Source organism: Paracerasibacillus soli (assembly GCF_042432965.1).
In the GTDB taxonomy this organism is placed as follows: domain Bacteria; phylum Bacillota; class Bacilli; order Bacillales; family Amphibacillaceae; genus Paracerasibacillus; species Paracerasibacillus soli.
This window is the reverse complement of record NZ_JBHLWL010000022.1, coordinates 444,571-464,118: the sequence shown is the minus strand read 5'-3', so window position 1 is coordinate 464,118 and position 19,548 is coordinate 444,571. Positions and strand designations below refer to the sequence as shown.

The following is a 19,548-nucleotide window of genomic DNA, read 5'->3' as shown; positions in this document are numbered from 1 at the left end:
AGAAACAAATGAAAGAAATAGAAGCAAAACTAAATGGAGACATTGACAGATTGACAAATAAGACTTTTAAATTTGATGAAAGAATTGGAGAAGGTTGGTTTTCGGCAGTATACTTTTTGAAAACAAGGGAAATTGCAGAAAAGAAACTACCGAATAATTATATTACGATGCAGTTTTTTCAAAAAAATGATGCTGTACTTTGTGGTACAGATGAAGCTATCGCTTTAATTCATACATTTGCTGAAAGTCCGGAAACTTTAGAAATTTATTCCTTAAAAGATGGTGACAAAATTAAACCATTTGAGTCTGTCTTAACAATTTCTGGTGCATATCAACAGTTTGGCTTTTTGGAAGGAATTATAGACGGTATTCTAGCAAGAAGAACATCAGTAGCAACGAATGTATATAATGTGGTAAAAGCAGCCCGCACCTCTGGTGAGCAGAAGCCCGTTATTTTTATGGGAGATCGTGATGACCATTATACACAGCAAGCTGGAGATGGTTATGCAGCATTTATTGGTGGTTCGACGGCACAGGCAACACACGCTATGAACGAATGGTGGGGTAAAAAAGGAATGGGTACGATGCCCCATGCCCTTATTCAAATGTTTCGTGGGGATATCGTTGCTGCTTCACGAGCCTACCATGAAATGTATCCAGAGGATGATTTAGTTGCATTAGTTGATTTTAATAACGATGTCATCACAGATGCGTTAAAGGTTGCTAGAGAGTTTCAACATGATTTAAAAGGTGTTCGCTTGGATACATCACGTACACTTGTAGATAAATACTTTTTAAGAAATCATCACCTAATGGGAACGTTTGACCCGCGTGGTGTTAATCCAGAATTAGTATTTGCATTAAGAAAAGCATTGGATGAAGAAGATTTTCAACACGTAAAAATAATGGTGAGCGGTGGATTTACAGAATCGCGAATACGGCAATTTGAAGAAAGAAACGTGCCGGTTGATATGTATGGTGTTGGAGGAAGTTTATTAAAAATAAATATTGGCTTTACGGGAGATAATGTTTTGCTTAATGGCACACCATCAGCAAAAGAGGGAAGAAGATTACGACCTAATCCACGATTAGAAAAAGTCGTATATCATGGAAATTAAGTTAAATCCGAGTCATTATTCATTTTCTTAATGAGCTGGTTCTGCTATAATATTCAACGATGGCAATTTTGCTTCTCCAAGTCTTTTTAAAATTAAAGTTTCTATACATTTTTGGAGGTTCATTTTATGACAACTTACCATTTCATTGGTATTAAGGGTACAGGTATGAGTGCATTGGCACAAATTCTTTATGATTCTGGTGAAACAGTGCAAGGTTCAGATATTGAAAAAAGAATTTTTACCCAAGAAGCACTTGAAGAAAAAAATATAGATATTTACCCTTTTTCAGAGAAAAACATCAAAGAAGGACTAACTGTTATTGCTGGAAATGCATTTTCCGACGATCATATAGAAATAAAAGCAGCAAAGGAACTTGGTTTGCCGTTCTATAGATATCATGATTTTCTTGGTGAATGGTTAAAACAATATACAAGCATTGCTGTTACAGGTGCACATGGTAAAACATCTACAACAGGATTACTTGCACATGTTCTAAATGAAGCTTTTCCTATCTCTTATTTAATTGGTGATGGAACTGGCAAGGGACATGTTGACAGTAAATATTTTGTATTTGAAGCTTGTGAATATAGAAGACACTTTTTGCGTTACCAACCAGATTATGCAATTATGACAAATATCGACTTTGATCACCCAGATTATTTTTCAAGTGTGAACGACGTATTTGATGCGTTTCAATCCATGGCAGATAATGTGAAAAAAGGTATTATTGCTTGTGGTGATGATGAGCAATTGCAACGCATACAAGCGAAAGTTCCCGTTGTATATTATGGTTTTTCATCTACGAATGATTTTCAGGCACAAAACGTAAAAGAGACGGATCATGGGACAACATTTGATGTTTTTGTTAGAAATACGTTTTATGATTCATTCACCATTCCAATGTATGGTGATCACAATGTTCTAAATGCATTAGCAATTATTGCGATGTGTCATTATGAAAATTTGAGTGTACAGGATATTAAAAAGCTCTCTACATTTCGAGGTGTAAAACGTCGATTTACAGAAAAAAAATTAGCAAGTCAAATTATTATTGATGATTACGCGCACCATCCGCGTGAAATAACTGCAACAATTGATTCAGCTAGAAAGAAATATCCGAATAAACAAGTCGTGGCTGTATTTCAGCCGCATACTTTTACGCGTACAAAGACATTTTTACGGGAGTTTGCAGACAGTTTAAGCTTGGCCGATCGTGTGTATTTATGTGATATCTTTGGTTCAGCACGAGAGGATAGCGGACAGTTGACAATTGACAGTTTACAAGAATTAATCGCTGGAAGTGAAATTCTTGAATTAGAACATACAGAAGTGTTAAAGCAATTCCAAGATAGTGTTATCATTTTTATGGGTGCTGGAGATATACAAAAGTTTCAAGAAGCATATGAAGATAAAATAGCAAAATAAAATAGTGAATGTGATTTTCTGTATGATTTATGTATGGAAAGACAAGCTATACATACTCAGACGCTACATAGCATTGATGTGCAGGAAATTGCAAGGAATGCGACAAAATAATATGTTTTATGACAAAGCATGTAGGGTATAGTATCATTATAGACTTACTACACTAGACGGAATAATGGAAGTTAAATTTTTCATGGAAAGTAAAAGGAGCTGTTTTACGATGGAAGGAATATTATATATCGCTGCATTAATCGCTGCAGTAGCATTTGCGGTACTAGTTGTGTTTTTAGGAATTACATTTATGGCTGTTAAACGTACAATGAATAGTGTTGCTAATACGATGGATAGCATGGAGAAGCAACTGGTTGGTATTACAACTGAGACGACAGAACTGTTAAAGAAAACAAATGTTTTAGCAGAAGATGTCATTAACAAAACAGGTAAATTAGAAGGTATTTTTGATGGTGCAAAAGGAATTGGGGAAACATTAATGGATTTTAACGAGTCCATTAAACATATAACAAGTCAAATTAGCCGAAATGCATCTCAAAACCAAGAAAAAGCTGCCCAATCTGTAAAATGGGGAGCCGCCTTATTTGATTTATGGAAGAAAAATCGAAATAAATAAGGGAGGATTATAATGGGTGATCAAAAAGAGAAACTTAGCAGTAAAGATTTTGTAATTGGAACAGTGTTAGGTGCAGTTGCAGGAGCTGGATTAGCTTTATTATTTGCACCAAAGTCAGGAGAAGATTTAAGAAATGACGTTAGTCAAGGTGCGATGAAAGTAATGGATCGTGCGAATGAATGGAAAGATAGTGTGACGGATGGCGAATTAAAAGAACGCGCGTACACTCTAAGCATGGATTTAAAAGACAAGGCGATAGATAAAACATCGCAATTGACAAAGAAAGTTGCTGAAAAGACAGAAGAAATTACAAATAAAGCAACAGAAAAAGTGCAGGAATTCCGCGACAAGGTTTAAAGGGTGTAAGTGGACAAGGATTACCGATAAAAATACTTATATGAAACAGATAAGAATATTGCCATTAAAATGAACAAACCGCATGAAAATCGATGTTAATTTGATTTCATGCGGTTTGTTTTTATCCCCATTTAATTTCCAAAGAATCCCCGTCCTGAATAGTCTCATCAAATCCTGTTGGAAGTCCATTTTTTAATAATGTAAAGTTTCCGTTTGCTTGGGCTAAATCGACATCTACAAAACGAAAAATATCTTGAAAAATAAAAGGTGTTAATTTTCTTGATTCAATTGTAATATGATCGTGGTGTTTCAATATATAATCTTCGGCTACCTCAAAATCATCCTTTTTAATGATGATTTGTTGTTGTTTTAATGTAATTGGTTCATGTTGAAAGGTAACGCAAATCTTATGCCAAAATGATTGATCTAGTTGCTGTAAGATGTCTTGAATACTTGGCTTTTTGCCATATTTTATATCAAGTCGATCATATTGTCTTAATTTATAATCGAGAGAAACTTGCTTATCATTTACAGTACAAGTAGATTGCCCGACATCTATAATCGTTGGGTGACCATTAACAAAAATCTTGAATGCTTCCATATTTGGTAAATGTACAGAGCTTACTTCACTTAAAAATTCGAAAATAGTATGTTGTTGTCGTACGATTAAGTCGTCCTTATCTTGTATATAATAGTATTTCGAAACTTCCTCGTCGTTGACTAACAAAGTTGTTTTTAATTCATATGGTTGGTCTTGAAAATAAACGGTAATAACCGGAATGTCATCGAGTAATTCATTGATAGTTAAAGAAGGCTCTTTACCATCTTTTCCTTTCTCAATGATTATTTTACTGCCATTAGAGATTGTTGTGTCGACAGTAGCTGGCTTATCGTTTAAAAGTATCTTGGGTTGCTCGCCCAATTCACCAGGTAGGGTGACATGCTTCCCATTTAATCGAATCATATATGCGATGCCTGGTCTCCCATACTTTTTGTTTATTTCAATGTTTGCTTGGATGAGTGCATCTCCAATTGTTAGTTGCTTTAATTCAAATAGTCGAATTACCTGTTCATTTACATGTACGGTAATGTAGTGAATTGGATTTTGTTGTGCCGAAATAGCGATACCAATTGGTGTAACAGCATCTGGACCGGTAGGCATATTATCCGATTTTATTAAATGTTGTACAGCGTCAAGTTGTCTGACTGCAACTCGGTTTGTCGGTAAATTTAATTTGGCCGCGAGTATTTTCGTTAACTCTGGAGTTAAGCTACCACCACCTATAAGCATAACTGCTTTAGGTGATACGTGATTCAAACGGAAAATTTCCTCAGCGATAGTTGAAGCTAAACTTTCTATTGCAGGTTCAATATGTGCGACTAAGTCAGCGTATGTAATCGTTGTATCAAATCCTAAAATATCGTGTACAACTGTTTCTCCATTATTGACAACTTCTCTTTTAGCTTGTTCGGCCAAAGGAAAATCTAATAAATAATGGTCGCTTATTGCTTCTGTGATTTCATCTCCCGCGTTCGGTACCATTCCATAGGCTGTTACAGTCCCTTGGTTTGTAATTGCTATGTCACTTGTCCCTGCACCAATATCAACTAAGGCAACATTAAGACGGCGCATGGACTCCGGAATAAGAACGTGAATAGCTGCAATTGGTTCCAATGTTAAAGCTTCCAATTCTAATCCAGCACGATGTAATGCCGATAAAAGAGATTCAATCACCACTTTTGGTAAAAATGTTGCAATTATTTCTACAGATGCAACTTGACCACTTTGATCAATAAGTGATCCAATTATTTCATTATCGAGTTTGTAATGTAATACTGAGTAGCCAACACAATAAAATTGCGCCTCATGTCCTGAAAACTCCGTTAACAATTGCTCTTGTGCTTGATTTACCGCGCTTAGTTCTAAGTGTTTAATAGTTTCTTCATCTGTAATAGGTGTATGATTGATCTGTCGTGAAGCGACACCTGTATTCGTTTTTAAAGACCTTCCCGCTGCAGCAACGCATACCTTTACAAGATTTCCATGTTTTTTTTCTAGTGTTTCTTTCACATGGTGAATGACTTCGGACACTTCTAATACATGATGGATCTGTCCATCTTGCATATACCTTCCATGATGTTCCTTCATGTAATAATCTACTAAGCGATACATGTTATTTTCTCTTTTTAAAATGATGCCAGTTACAGATCTCGTACCAATATCTAATGCGAAAATTAAGTTTTCCAAGATGTAAACCTCTCCTATTATTAGCTAAACTGATGTTATAGGTCCACTTATATTATAATCATATAAGTGACAAAGGAAAAATTATTAGCTATAATTGTCACTACTTGGTAAAAGATAAATGTTAATACTTTTGTCATATACATCGGTTAGGGAACTTTCAATATAAAACCATGCGAATGCCCTTCTAACCTAATGGAAATGTATATTTATTTAGGGAGAGAATATGAATGGACAACCTTTCAATAGATAGTTTAAGGCAAGAAATGAATGAGGTAAATTTAACATTGTTAGAAATGATTAATAAACGTGCGCGACTTGTACAACAAATAGGTGAACGAAAGGGAAAACAAGGTGTGGATCGATTTGACCCTGTACGTGAACGAGAAATGTTAAATGAATTAATCAAACATAATAACGGACCGTTTAAAAATACAACGATAACGCATATCTTTAAAGAGATTTTTAAGGCAGGACTGGAATTACAAGAAATTGATCACCAAGATGCTTTGCTTGTTTCAAGAAAAGTGAAACCTGAAAATACGGTAATTACCATAAAAGATAAGCAAATTGGCGATGGAGAGTTACATTATTTTGTTGGGCCATGTGCTGTAGAAAGTTATGAACAAGTAGCTGAAGTTGCAAGAGCTGTTAAGGATAAAGGGTTAACATTTTTAAGAGGTGGGGCATTTAAGCCACGTACTTCCCCTTATGACTTTCAAGGATTAGGATTTGAGGGACTACAAATATTAAAAACTATTGCAGATGAATATGATCTAGCTGTTATTAGTGAAATCGTGAATCCTGCTGATGTAGAAAAAGCAATGGAATATCTCGATGTTATTCAGATAGGTTCAAGAAATATGCAAAACTTTGAACTGCTAAAAGCTGCTGGAGAAATCAATAAACCAATTCTGCTTAAAAGGGGACTTTCTGCAACAATATCAGAATTCATTAATGCTGCGGAATACATCAATTCACGAGGGAATGGAAATATTATTTTATGTGAACGCGGTATTAGAACTTATGAAACGGCTACCCGTAATACATTAGATATTTCAGCGGTGCCGATTTTAAAACAAGAAACACATCTTCCGGTTATTGTGGATGTGACACACTCCACTGGTAGAAGAGATTTATTAATTCCAACAGCAAAAGCGGCGATAGCAATTGGTGCCGATGGTATCATGGCAGAAGTTCATCCCGATCCAGCTGTAGCATTATCTGACTCTCAACAACAAATGGATTTACGAATGTTTGATACCTTTATGGATGAGTTACAAATGTTGCAAAGGCAAATGAGATAGATGCACAAGCCGGTTTATCGTCGATAAATCGGCTTGTTTCAAAATACATTACAAGATGATATAAAAAGTTGTATAATGGTGTATAAAAATAATCTACAGGCTGGTTTTAAAATACAAAAAGCAATAAGCTTGATAAACTTTTTCAAATTTACTTTTTGTATTTTAAATGCTAGTGGAGTATGATAAAGTCAATAGACAAGACGATATATACATGCTGTTAGATAGATGAAATGAATGATATGGAGGAAAGAAACATGACAATTACGATTTATGACGTAGCAAGAGAAGCGAATGTGTCCATGGCAACGGTTTCCCGGGTAGTAAACGGTAATCCAAACGTAAAACCATCGACAAGAAAAAAGGTGTTGGCAACAATTGAACGGTTAGGTTATCGTCCAAATGCGGTCGCAAGAGGTTTAGCTAGTAAGAAGACAACGACAGTTGGGGCAATTATACCGGATATTTCTAGTATTTTCTTTGCCGAATTAGCAAGGGGAATAGAAGATATTGCGACAATGTATAAATATAACATTATTTTAAGTAATTCTGATGAAAACAAGGAAAAGGAATTGCAACTCATTAATACAATGCTTGAAAAACAAGTAGATGGTATTTTATTTATGGGCGGAAATATTACGGAAGAACATGCGAAACAATTTGCTACTTCGTCAGTGCCGGTTGTTTTAGCGGCCACTTATGACAGTACGAATAAAATACCATCAGTTAATATTGATTACGAATTAGCAGGTTATGAAGCAACAAAACATTTACTTGAAAATGGAGTGAAAGAGATTGGTTTTGTTTCTGGAGAGGAACAAAATACTGTCAATGAAATGAAATATCAAGGTTATGTTCGGGCGTTGTCTGAAGCCGGTTTAGAAGTAGATGAAGAGCTGATTGTAAATGGCGATTACACGTATCATTCTGGAATCAAAGCAGTTGAAAAGTTAATGCGTCTTTCGAATAAACCGGCTGCTATTTTTGCTACTTCTGACGAGATGGCTTTAGGTGTTATTCATGGTGCGCAAGATATGGGGTACAATGTACCTGATGATATACAAGTAGTTGGTTTTGACAATACACGACTTGCAACAATGGTTCGTCCGATGCTTACTACTGTTGTACAACCGATGTATGATATTGGTGCTGTTGGAATGCGGTTACTTACAAAATTGATGAATAAAGAAGAGATAGAAGAAACAAAAGTAATTTTACCACATCGAATTGTAGAAAGAGACTCAACAAAATAATAAACGAGCCGATAATAAGGATATAGAAATAAACGCAGTCATCAAATTGAAAAATACACGTTGCATTTCTTTGTATGACTTCATACTTTATATATGGTTGCTACGTGTATGATTCAATTAGGTTTGGAGAGAGAAATAATGCGAAAACGGGATTTATTAACTCCTATCGGTATTACGCTCGGTTTTATTATGATTATGCTAGCCATTCTCTCAAGTGGGGGAGAAAAAGTAAGTTCGTTTATTGATATTTCATCTATCTTGATTGTAATCGGAGGGATGATTGCCTCCTTACTCATTAATTTCAAAATGGAACATATAAAGTTAACGAATAAGGTGTTAAAAGAAGCTTTTCATAAAAATAATCAACAATTACCGGATTTAATTCGTTTGTTTATCAAACTATCTGAGCGAGCACGTCGCGAGGGCTTATTAGCGTTAGAAAGTGAGCTTGAGGAAGTAGAAGATCCTTTTATAAAAAAAGGTGTACTACTTGCTGTTGATGGGATTGAACCTGAAGTAATCAATGAAATTATGCATGCAGAAATTACCGCGTTAGAAGAACGTCACTATAAAGGTCGATTAATCCTAGAAAAATGTGGGGAATACGCACCTGCATGGGGAATGATTGGGACTTTAGTTGGACTGGTCTTAATGCTTACTACTTTAGATGATCCATCATCATTAGGACCAAGTATGGCGGTTGCGTTATTAACAACCCTTTATGGAACTGTACTTGCGAATTTAGTATTTATCCCAATGGCTAGTAAGTTAGAAAATAAAACGGAAGAAGAAGTATTTCTAAAACAAATTATTATCGAAGGTGTCATCGGTGTACAGTCAGGACAAAATCCACGGATTTTAGAAGAAAAACTGAGTGCTTTTCTTACTACAGATAATAAAAAAGACGTGAAAGTGGAGGATACAGTATATACGGGAGAGAGCATCCATGAAGCGTAGAGAAGTAAAAAGAAGTAAAAATGCAGGAGCACCTAAGTGGATGGTCACGTATTCTGATATGGTTACACTTGTTTTGGTGTTTTTTATATTATTATTTTCCATGTCACAAATTGATTCAGTAAAATTTCAAGCAGTATCAGATTCATTTCGCAATCGGATGATTTTTGACTTTTATCCTTCGCCAGTTCCAATGGAAAACCCTACAAATAGTGCAAGTGTTGAAGAAAATGGGAAGAATGCCAATGAATTTGAAAAACCACAGATGCCAGATCGAAAGAATAAAAATGAACATACTGAAGAATTCCAAGCGAAAGAAGATGCATTAAATAAACTTGTTGAAGATGTAGATAAGTATTTAGATGATAATGGATTAAATAGTGTTATTACTGCGAATCGGACAGATCGTGGTGTAGTACTTGTCTTACAAGAAAGTGTCTTATTTGATACGGGTGAAGCGGATATATTAAAATCTGGTAAACCTTTTTTAAATAAAGTCGGGTCATTATTAGAAAATATACCGAATCATGTAAAAGTTGAAGGACACACAGATAACCGACCAATTTCTAATTACCGTTATCCATCCAATTGGGAACTATCTGGGGCAAGGGCAAGTAGTGTTGTCCGATATTTTATGGAACAACATCACTTTAAGGAAACACGTTTTTCGGTTGCAGGATATGCAGACACCAGGCCAGTTTCAAATAAAAATACGCCCGCGGGATGGAGTAAGAATAGAAGAGTGGAAATTGTCATTATGGAAGACTCATCTTCATCTAACATAGAAGAATAGATAGAGGCTGTGATAAAACAAAAAGATCAGACCCCTCCACTACTACATTTTATATTAAATCTTTAATATAGTAGTTCAATGAGGAGGGTCAGACCCTTAAGTCGCAACCTCTATTTTTTCTAAACTATTGCCAGTTTTAACTGGCTATAAGACCTTCACCTTAAGTACTTGAGTGGGTTTAAAAGAATGATAAGAGACCCCCACCAGCAAATCTAGATTCATCCCACTTGACAATTATTCGTAGTAAAGTATAAAATCCCTTACCGAGTGAAGTTATATTTTATGATTTATTTTGAATGTATTTCAATGTATGTTGCAGTGTTCTATCATTTTTTTCATTTATATCTAACTTTCTTGGAATAACTGGAAATTGTTCCTCATGGTCGTGCCAGGTGGATGGTAAGGTGACATTGGTTTCTTTTTGCCACTTTTTTAGCCACTTTTTAGATAAAGAACCTATTTGCGGTTGATTTGTTTTCATAACAGACCAGACTTGTGCCCAAGCTCTTGGGACAACTCTCCATATATCATAACCACCACCACCTAATGCGATCCATTTCCCATCACAATATGTATGTGCCAGTTTATGTGCTAGTCGCGGTATTTCTTCATAAATTTTCATACTTGCACTTAAATGAGTTAATGGGTCATAAAAATGGGAATCGGCTCCGTTTTGTGTGACAATAATATCAGGTTGAAAAAAATTGGCTATTTCATTGAATGCGGTTTCATAAACTGTCAAATATGATTCATCTTGGGTAAAAGCATCTAGTGGAATATTAAAGCTATACCCATGTCCATCTTTTATCCCTCTTTCATTTGAATTCCCAGTACCAGGAAATAAATATCTTCCTGTCTCATGAATAGAAAATGTACAAACGTTAGGATCATCATAAAACGCCCATTGTACGCCATCTCCATGATGTGCATCTGTATCTACATAAAGTACCCGCAAATTATAATGCTTACGAATATATTTGATAGCAACAGCAGCATCGTTGTAAATACAGAAACCAGCTGCTTTACGCTTGAATCCATGGTGTAATCCGCCACCTAAATGTAAAACATGATTTGACTTTCCTTCTAATACGGTGTCAATTGCAGTTAATGTTCCGCCAACAAGTAAAGAAGCTGCATCATGCATATTCGGAAATATTGGCGTGTCTTCTGTCCCTAGACCAAATTCAATACTATCAAATTCAGTCAGTTTTCCCGAACTCGCCTTTTTAACTGCTTCAATATATTCTTTATCATGGAATAAAAGCAGATCCGATTCACTAGCAGTTCTGGGCTTCACAATGTCTGTTTGGTTTAATAGATTCATAGATTCTAATAGTTCTTTTGTTAATAATACACGAATTTGATCGAAAGGATGTTCTGCATGGAATTGATACTGTAATAAATCTTCTGAGTAGATGAAAGCTGACTGGCAATCCATCATAGTATCCCCTGATTTTCCTGCGGCCAAATTAATTCAAATCCAGCATTTATTAAATCTGCTATCACTGGTAACGGGTTCATCGTTTGCACACGAAATACTAAGGTTTTATAATGTTGGTCATCGTCGTAAGGATAAATAAGGACAGAAACAATATTTATTTTCCGCTTTCCAAAATAGGCAGCTACTTCAGGTAAAATACCAGGACGGTCTGGAACTTTCACCTCTATATGTGAACTTTGAACGTGTGTTCCAGTTAATTGTATCAGTGTATATAACAAATCTTTTTCTGTTATAATGCCAACAAGTTTATTATTTTTAACGACAGGTACACATGCAAAGGCTTCATCATAAAAAATCTTGGCAATTTCTTCTACAAAATCAAGTGGATGAACCGTAATGACGGGGTGACTCATAATGGATTCAATTTTATGATTTAATTGTACTTGATTTGTATCTTTATCAAAAATGGACGGGCTCGCGTCGCGAACGTCCCGATCTGAGACGATGCCAACAACTTGACCTTGATCATCAACAATCGGAATGTGGCGAATGCGATGTTTTTGTAAAAGATGAAGTGCTTCGGCAATCGTTGCAGAAGGTTGTAATGTAATGACGTCCGTTTTCATCATGTTTTCTACGATCATGAATCTTCACCTCTCATTTTCCGGTATTTATATCGTTGTAAAAACTTAAGTTTATCAAATTGAGCAATTGTTTCTTTTGATACAAGATTCCCAATGCGAACCATTAAGCAATTAGCTGGATGTGAGATAATTTCAGGGTCATCAGTAGGTGTTGGGGTTAGCCCTCCAGCTGCCATCATTTTTTCCATTACGTTACGGTATTGCCAAATTGTTAAATTCGTTTTACGTAAATCCCAATGCCAATAGTATTCTGTGGAGATAATAATATAGTTCTCCATATACTCATCCATCATGGAAACTTCTAATAAAGTAGAGGCAACTTTAAAACCACGATAATCAGGGGCAACTTCAACTGCACCTAGCACAATTAATTCATCTATTTTTATTTCCGACCATCTTTCGCTAGCATCTGGATACAAATAAGTAACATAGCCAATTATCGTGTCATCTGTTCTTGCGATAATAATTCGTCCTTCCGGAAAGTCTGCGATTTTCAAAAGGGCTTCGTATTGTTTATTAGGTGGACGAAAAGCCGTCAAACCATCATGCATCATATATGAATGTAATTGTTGTTTTGTAATTGGGCCTTCAATTGTAATTTGACCAATTTGCGTATCGATTGTTTTTTTATAATACGATTTAATATGATCCACGTTACTTTCTTCACCACCTATTCATTAATCTTTTCTTATTATTCATTATACAGGATATTACCACTCGTATAGTAGTAAGTTTGTGAATAATTGTAGAATACTTTACTTTAACGGCTAAATAAAAGGGTCAGACCCCTCAACTACTCATTATCGTAGTTAAACGAGGGTGTCAGACCCTTATGACCTAGATATTAATCACCATCATCGGTAATGGAATCATCATCTTGGTCATGATTTTGATCTTGATCTTGATCGCTATCATCTTCGTCATTGTTTTGATTATCATTTCCGTTATTATGCTTTGTGTTTTGATCGTTATTTTCATTTTTTTCATCAGACTTATCTTTATCAACAGGTGGTGTTACTTTTCCGTTTTTAAATGGCTTACTTATGCTCGATTCCCTACCGAAATAGTTGACGGCTTTTACATAAAATACTCCAGATAGGTTGGATAAAGTCATGTTCGTACTTGTTGTACTTCCTACTAATCGTAACGAACCGTCAGTGCTTTTTGCATGATAAATACGATAGCCAACAACATGACCAGATGCCTTGTTCCAAGAAAGGGTATTTCCACTTGCCTTTAAAGCGGTTGGGGTTGATGGATTACTACCATCGTCGGTTAGCGCACTTCCAACAGAACCTCTAGGCACACCGATTTTTTCCCAACGGTCCCTATTTGTAGAAGGGAATAGTTGCGTTAAATCTTTTAGTTTATCATAGCCTTTACGTTTTAGAAATTCTGGATTAAATGTATACCCATCACCTTTAACAAATTCTTTTGGCGTATTTGCACCGGCAGGGACTGACTTTCCATCAACAGCGACAAATGAACCACTAATCAAGCTATCATCCACTTTTGTTGGTACATATTTCGCATAAAATAGATCTGTTCTTAGTAAACCGGCTTTTTTACAAAGTTCTGAAGGTAAGTCTCCAGAAATTGCACAAATTGTTTTTGAAACGATTCCTTCAGGTTGTTTAAATTTATTTTTTGGTGCCAATAGATCCGGATTAATTTCTGTAGCTGCATTAATTAATTCAGTCCATAATTTTTGGTTACGTTGACTGTAGCTATACGAACAACCTGGACAATAGTCTAAGTTCAAGTTCTCATTATATCCAATCCATGTTCCCATCGTAACGTTTGGATTAGAGGCGATGAACCATGCATCCCAATAATCGTTTGTTGTTCCTGTTTTACCAGCCCAGTCCACCTCTTTGTTTTTAAGTTGTGGACGTAAAAACGTAGCTGTACCATAACTTAACACATCACGCATCATATCTACAGTTAAATAAGCTGCCTGTGGTGAATATACTTCCACTGGTTCAGGCTTATGCTCATAAATAACTTCCCCATCTTTTGTTGTTATTTTTTCAATCATATAGCCTTCAGCATATTTTCCCTGGTTAGCTAATGTTGCAAATGCATTTGTGTTTTCTAATACAGTTGCTCCATTCTTTAAAGCTCCAAGTGCCATAGACAAGTTAAAGTAATCTCCTTCAACCAGATTATTGAAATTCATCTTATCTAAATATTGATGCACAGGATTTTCATTTATGATTTGACTGTATGTTCGATAAGCTGATACGTTATATGATTTTGCAAGTGCTTCTCTAGCCGAAACTAAGCCATAATATCTGCTCTTGTTATAGTTTCTTGGTGTGTGCGGCTTTTGTCCTGGAACTGTAACAGGTAAATCGATATCTGCTACTGGTGTTCCTGGGTGTAATATTCCCATATCGATAGCCGGAGCATAATCCAAAATCGATTTAATCGTACTACCTGTTTGGCGGTGTGCTTGTGTGGCGAAGTTAAAATTATACTCATCATAGTCACGACCACCAACAAAACTAATAATTTTACCCGTACTATTTTCGATTAACATGCCACCCGTTTGAACACGGGCTACTTTGTTCACTTTTTTTCCTGATTTATCTTCGACTTGTATGGTTCGGTCAGGTCCATAATGTTGATAATTTTTTGCCACTTCTTGAAATGCATCATAAATTTCCTTATCTATTGTTGAATAGATATGATAACCTTTCATTTTTAAATCACGTTCACCAAGAATCCGATATTTTTCATAAAGTGCATGATCTTCGTTTAAGTCTTCTTCTGAGTAGCCATCTTTTTCAGCTAATATTTTAGTTAGAATTTTAATGGCTCTTTCTTTTAGTTCGTCATTTAAATAACCATATTTATCGGTTGGTGATGTTTTTTTCTTAGCAAAATCAGCGGTAATATCATAATCTAAGGCTTCTTTGTATTCAGCGGTAGTAATGTATTTTTCATCATGCATTCGCTTTAATACAGTTTTCATTCGATTTATTCCAGGTGAGATCCCCTCTTCGCTTTTCACACCGCCACCAACTTTAAATGGTGTGAAACTATAAGGATTTTGTGGCATACCTGCTAAATATGCAGCTTGGGGTATATTTAGCTTTTTGGCACTAATACCAAATACGCCTTTTGCTGCAGTTTGTATACCAGCAATGTTCCGCCCTGAGGCATCACGTCCATACGGAATAACATTCAAATAAGCTTCAATGATTTGATCTTTACTAAAAAACTTTTCCAGTCTCAGTGCGAGAAGAATTTCTTTTGCTTTTCGATCGAAGGACACTTCATTCGTTAAAATCTGGTTTTTGATTAACTGTTGGGTTAATGTACTTCCACCTGATTTTGTGTCTGAGTTCAATGCCTCCTGGGCAATAGCCCGAACGATGGCTTTAGGAACAACGCCATTATGTTCTCTAAACTGTTGATCTTCTGTCGCAATAACGGCATTAATTAGATGTTCGGATACGTTATCCAAAGAAGTTTCTTCGCGGTGTAAGTCTGCTTGGACGTCAGCAAAGTAAACATTGTTCGCAAAATACAATTTAGAAGTTTCTTCATAATTGTAGATAGACTTTTCCATTTCTTGGGCACTACGGATAGGTTCATCCTTTACAAGTGAAGCAAAATATCCTGCACCAATTCCAACACCGAAAAATAGCCCAACTACACCAATAATAAGGAAAAATAAAATAACATTCCAAACAACATCATATGTAATACGAAGTGAGCGTTGAATTTTTCCAGTTTGTAAGATTTCTTTTGATTTTCCACCAAGATTTCGTAGAATTTGTTTAAAATCCACGTTTATACCCCCTAAATAATCACAGTTATTATATCATAAGCATTGAAAATGGTATATATTAAAAATAAAAACATTGCCATGTAAAAATTAATGTGCTAATATTCATCTATATAACTTTATTTAAACAGGCATTGAAAGAATACAGTAGTCTCGTAAATCACTATGACAGAGAGCTAGCGGGTGGTGGAAGCTAGTATAAATTTACAGGCGAATTACAATCTGGAGCTTCTCTTTGCATAAAAGTAAAGAGACGGTGTATAACATCGTTAACAAGACCAAGTGGCATATTAAATGCAACAAGGGTGGTACCGCGTGTTCAACTCGTCCCTTATGTTATGGGAGGGGTTTTTTTGTGTTTTCAATTACAAATAGGAGTGTGAATGTGATGGATATACTATCGGATTTAGAAAGTAGAGGATTAATTAATCAAACAACAGATTTAGAAGGATTAAAAAAGCATTTAGCAGAAAATGAAGTAACTTTATATTGTGGTTTTGATCCAACAGCTGATAGTTTACATATTGGACACCTCGTCCCATTAATGATGTTACGTAGGTTTCAAAAAGCAGGACACAAACCAATTGCTTTAGTTGGTGGGGGAACAGGGATGATTGGAGATCCAAGTGGTCGCGCTTCAGAACGTTCCTTGAATACGACAGAAGTTGTGAAAGGGTACGCTGATAAAATTGCCAGTCAAATTGCAAAAATCCTGGAGGTTCACGAAGGAGAAAATACAGTTCTTGCTAGAAATAATCATGATTGGCTTTCTAAAACAACGATTATTGACTTTTTACGGGATACCGGGAAGCATTTTACAGTGAACTATATGTTAGCAAAAGAATCTGTTTCAGCACGGATTGAACAAGGGATTTCGTTTACAGAATTTAGTTATATGCTTTTACAGTCATTAGATTTTATGAAACTATATGAAGAAGAAAATTGCACTTTGCAAATCGGTGGAAGTGATCAATGGGGTAATATAACAGCTGGAATGGAACTTATTCGTCGTACACGGGAAAATCCGGAAGAGAATATAAATGTATTTGGATTAACAGTTCCTTTAATTACAAAAGCAGATGGTACAAAGTTTGGAAAAACTGCTGGGGGTGCAATTTGGCTAGATCCCGAAAAAACTACAGCCTATGAATTTTATCAATTCTGGATTAATACCGATGACCGCGATGTGATGAAATTTATTCGCTACTTTACATTTTTAACGGAAGAGGAAATGATTGCACTTGAAAATGAGGTGAAAAATCATCCGGAGAATCGTGTCGCACAGAAGCGTTTAGCTGAAGAAATGACAAAAATGGTCCATAGTGAAGCGGCACTTCAACAAGCGAAACGGATTACGGATTCTTTATTTAGCGGGGACTTGAAAGGTCTATCTGCTGAAGATGTGAGACAAGGATTTAAAGATGTACCAACTTTTGAGACAGCAAAAGAAGAGAAAAACTTAGTGGATTTATTAGTAGAAGCGTCCATTAGTTCTTCAAAACGACAAGCTAGGGAAGATATACAAAATGGAGCTATTTATATTAACGGTGAGCGTGAACAAGACCTTCAATATGTTGTAAGGGAAGAAGATCGCTTAGAGGACCAATTCACGATTATTAGAAGAGGTAAAAAACGTTACTTTTTAATTCACTACTATGGATAGGTAAAACCATTTATTCTCATTCCGTTTTCGTACAAACAAGCGGAATGAGAATTTTTTTTCGGGAGATATAGAAGTTTTTAGTTTATTTTATAAAAATATGCAAAAGCTGTATGAGAAAGCACTTGTTTCAGTTTTTTCATAGGAAGATGTCTGATTCCTAACCAAGTTCGTGCAAATTGTAAAATTTACCTCTTGAAATGTAAGTTTATGGTAAATATAATAGTATAGTGGGCCATTTAATATGTGTCTTCCGTTCTTATTTTAAAACTATAAGTTCAGACTATTTAAACTTCATAAAGTACAATTGCAATAATTAAAAATAAGGAATGCAAAGGTGGAGGACAATCCCTATCAACATCCTTGTGAAGATTACAACTAGACTGCAATAGAAGGGGTTTTTTGATGAAAATGACTAGAGAAGAAATAATGGCGACAATTCCCCAAAAGGGATTTTTTGGACATCCTAAGGGGCTGTTAACATTATTTTCAATTGAGTTTTGGGAAAGATTTTCATACTATGGCATGCGTGCTATATTAATCTATTATATTTATTATGAAACAACCCGTGGAGGACTTGGTCTTAGTGAGACGACTGCTGCCTCTATTATGTCTATTTATGGTTCGTTAGTGTATATGTCAACAATTATTGGAGGGTGGCTAGCTGATCGTATTTTAGGTAGTCGTTCCACCATTATTATGGGTGGTATACTCATTGCTTTTGGACATATCGCTTTATCTTTTCCAGGTAGTGTGACAGCATTATTTGTTTCTATGGCATTGATAATTGCTGGATCGGGTATTCTAAAACCAAATTTAGCTAATATTGTAGGGGATTTATACACAAAAGAAGATTATCGACGAGATGCTGGTTTTAGTATTTTTTACACAGGTGCTAACGCAGGTGCATTATTGGCGCCACTTGTAGTAGGCACACTTGGTCAAAAGTATAATTTTCATTTAGGATTTGCAATAGCTGCAATAGGTATGATACTCGGTTTAATATGGTATATCTTTACTTCACGTAAAACATTGGGCGAAGCAGGAAGATTTATTCCGAACCCGATTTCAGCAGAAGAAAAAAAGAAACTTACAAAGTGGTTTAGTTTTTCAGGAATTGCTTTAGCTTTAATCGTTACGATTGCGATTACGACAGGTTTTCTTACAATTGGTGTATTTACGAATATCATCAGTATTCTAGGCTTTTTAATTCCAACTGCATACTTTGTCGTGATGTACAATAGTAAAAAAACGACGGCTGTTGAAAAGTCTCGATTACTAGCATATATTCCACTTTTTATTACAGCAATATGTTTTTGGTCGATACAAGAACAAGGATCAACGATATTTGCCCAAATCGCAGATAAACAGACAGATTTATCAATTGGTGGATTTCTCATTGCATCAAGTTGGTTCCAATCAATTAACCCAGTATATATTGTCATATTCGCACCATTATTTGCAGTATTATGGACAAAACTTGGTAAACGGCAACCAACAACACCTGTTAAGTTTGCTTTAGGTGTTATATTAGCAGGGCTATCATTTTTGATTATGCTCATTCCGTTAACAGGTGCTTCCAGTGGTTCAATTAACCCGTTATGGTTAGTGCTAAGCTTTTTTGTCGTAACGGTAGGGGAATTATTATTATCACCAGTAGGAGCATCTGCAACAACGAAACTTGCACCAGCAGCATTCGCTTCCCAAACAATGAGTGTTTGGTATTTATCGAATGCGGCAGCACAAGCATTAAATGCACAGCTTGTAAAATTATATGATGTGAATACGCAAGTACAATATTTTATGATTATCGGGATTGTCTCAATTGGAATAGGTGTTATTTTACTTTTATTATCGAAGAAAATACATGCACTGATGAAAGGTGTAGACTAAATAGAAAAAACCTTGGAGCATATCTGAGTTCCAAGGT

General features: G+C 35.6%; 15 protein-coding genes and 1 other annotated feature. Of the genes, 10 read left to right on the top strand and 5 right to left on the bottom strand.

Going from position 1 to position 19,548, the window contains the following annotated elements; translation table 11 throughout:
- Nucleotides 1-8 precede the first annotated feature (8 nt).
- The 4 genes from ACFFIS_RS08865 to ACFFIS_RS08850 all read left to right on the top strand — a co-directional run bounded on the left by ACFFIS_RS08865 (nt 9) and on the right by ACFFIS_RS08850 (nt 3,528).
- Entirely contained in the window at nt 9-1,118 is a 1,110-nt protein-coding gene (locus ACFFIS_RS08865) for a nicotinate phosphoribosyltransferase (RefSeq protein WP_390187049.1), read from the top strand.
- Nucleotides 1,119-1,244: 126 nt separating this feature from the next.
- The gene (gene murC / locus ACFFIS_RS08860) at nt 1,245-2,543 is read left to right on the top strand and encodes a UDP-N-acetylmuramate--L-alanine ligase (protein WP_320379431.1); all 1,299 of its coding nucleotides are present in this window, start codon (nt 1,245-1,247) and stop codon (nt 2,541-2,543) included.
- Between the two features lie 220 nt (nt 2,544-2,763).
- Nucleotides 2,764-3,171: a DUF948 domain-containing protein gene (locus tag ACFFIS_RS08855; RefSeq protein WP_390187048.1), complete on the top strand. Its 408-nt coding sequence runs from the start codon at nt 2,764-2,766 to the stop codon at nt 3,169-3,171.
- A 12-nt stretch (nt 3,172-3,183) separates the two neighbouring features.
- On the top strand, nt 3,184-3,528 hold the full coding sequence (locus tag ACFFIS_RS08850) for a YtxH domain-containing protein (protein ID WP_320379428.1): 345 nt from the start codon (nt 3,184-3,186) through the stop codon (nt 3,526-3,528).
- A gap of 121 nt (nt 3,529-3,649) precedes the next feature.
- Here the strand turns inward: ACFFIS_RS08850 and ACFFIS_RS08845 are convergent, their stop codons facing one another.
- Nucleotides 3,650-5,776, bottom strand: a complete 2,127-nt coding sequence (locus tag ACFFIS_RS08845; RefSeq protein ID WP_390187046.1) for a cell division protein FtsA — start codon at nt 5,774-5,776, stop codon at nt 3,650-3,652.
- Nucleotides 5,777-6,003: 227 nt separating this feature from the next.
- On the opposite strand from ACFFIS_RS08845, the gene ACFFIS_RS08840 reads away from it, so the two are divergent.
- From ACFFIS_RS08840 to motS, 4 genes are all read left to right on the top strand, one after another.
- On the top strand, nt 6,004-7,080 hold the full coding sequence (locus ACFFIS_RS08840) for a bifunctional 3-deoxy-7-phosphoheptulonate synthase/chorismate mutase (RefSeq protein WP_320379425.1): 1,077 nt from the start codon (nt 6,004-6,006) through the stop codon (nt 7,078-7,080).
- A 254-nt stretch (nt 7,081-7,334) separates the two neighbouring features.
- Nucleotides 7,335-8,330 (top strand): catabolite control protein A, encoded by a 996-nt coding sequence (ccpA, locus tag ACFFIS_RS08835; RefSeq protein WP_390187043.1) that lies wholly within the window; start codon nt 7,335-7,337, stop codon nt 8,328-8,330.
- 138 nt (nt 8,331-8,468) lie between these two features.
- The gene (gene motP, locus ACFFIS_RS08830; RefSeq protein ID WP_390187041.1) at nt 8,469-9,287 is read left to right on the top strand and encodes a flagellar motor protein MotP; all 819 of its coding nucleotides are present in this window, start codon (nt 8,469-8,471) and stop codon (nt 9,285-9,287) included.
- Nucleotides 9,277-10,077, top strand: a complete 801-nt coding sequence (motS, locus tag ACFFIS_RS08825) for a flagellar motor protein MotS (RefSeq protein ID WP_390187040.1) — start codon at nt 9,277-9,279, stop codon at nt 10,075-10,077. Before motP ends, motS begins: the two co-directional genes overlap by 11 nt.
- Before the next feature lie 280 nt (nt 10,078-10,357).
- Here the strand turns inward: motS and ACFFIS_RS08820 are convergent, their stop codons facing one another.
- The 4 genes from ACFFIS_RS08820 to ACFFIS_RS08805 form a co-directional block, all read right to left on the bottom strand.
- Nucleotides 10,358-11,515, bottom strand: a complete 1,158-nt coding sequence (locus ACFFIS_RS08820) for an acetoin utilization protein AcuC (protein WP_320379423.1) — start codon at nt 11,513-11,515, stop codon at nt 10,358-10,360.
- A complete protein-coding gene (locus tag ACFFIS_RS08815; protein WP_320379422.1) occupies nt 11,515-12,162 on the bottom strand; it encodes an acetoin utilization AcuB family protein in 648 nt (215 codons plus the stop codon). Before ACFFIS_RS08815 ends, ACFFIS_RS08820 begins: the two co-directional genes overlap by 1 nt.
- Nucleotides 12,159-12,815, bottom strand: a complete 657-nt coding sequence (locus tag ACFFIS_RS08810; protein WP_320379421.1) for a GNAT family N-acetyltransferase — start codon at nt 12,813-12,815, stop codon at nt 12,159-12,161. Before ACFFIS_RS08810 ends, ACFFIS_RS08815 begins: the two co-directional genes overlap by 4 nt.
- A gap of 191 nt (nt 12,816-13,006) precedes the next feature.
- Nucleotides 13,007-15,961: a transglycosylase domain-containing protein gene (locus tag ACFFIS_RS08805; RefSeq protein WP_390187037.1), complete on the bottom strand. Its 2,955-nt coding sequence runs from the start codon at nt 15,959-15,961 to the stop codon at nt 13,007-13,009.
- Between the two features lie 122 nt (nt 15,962-16,083).
- Nucleotides 16,084-16,293, top strand: a binding site (T-box leader).
- Nucleotides 16,294-16,346: 53 nt separating this feature from the next.
- Between ACFFIS_RS08805 and tyrS the strand changes: the two genes are divergently transcribed.
- A complete protein-coding gene (gene tyrS, locus ACFFIS_RS08800; protein WP_390187036.1) occupies nt 16,347-17,621 on the top strand; it encodes a tyrosine--tRNA ligase in 1,275 nt (424 codons plus the stop codon).
- Nucleotides 17,622-18,020: 399 nt separating this feature from the next.
- A complete protein-coding gene (locus ACFFIS_RS08795; RefSeq protein WP_390187034.1) occupies nt 18,021-19,511 on the top strand; it encodes a peptide MFS transporter in 1,491 nt (496 codons plus the stop codon).
- Nucleotides 19,512-19,548: the final 37 nt, after the last annotated feature.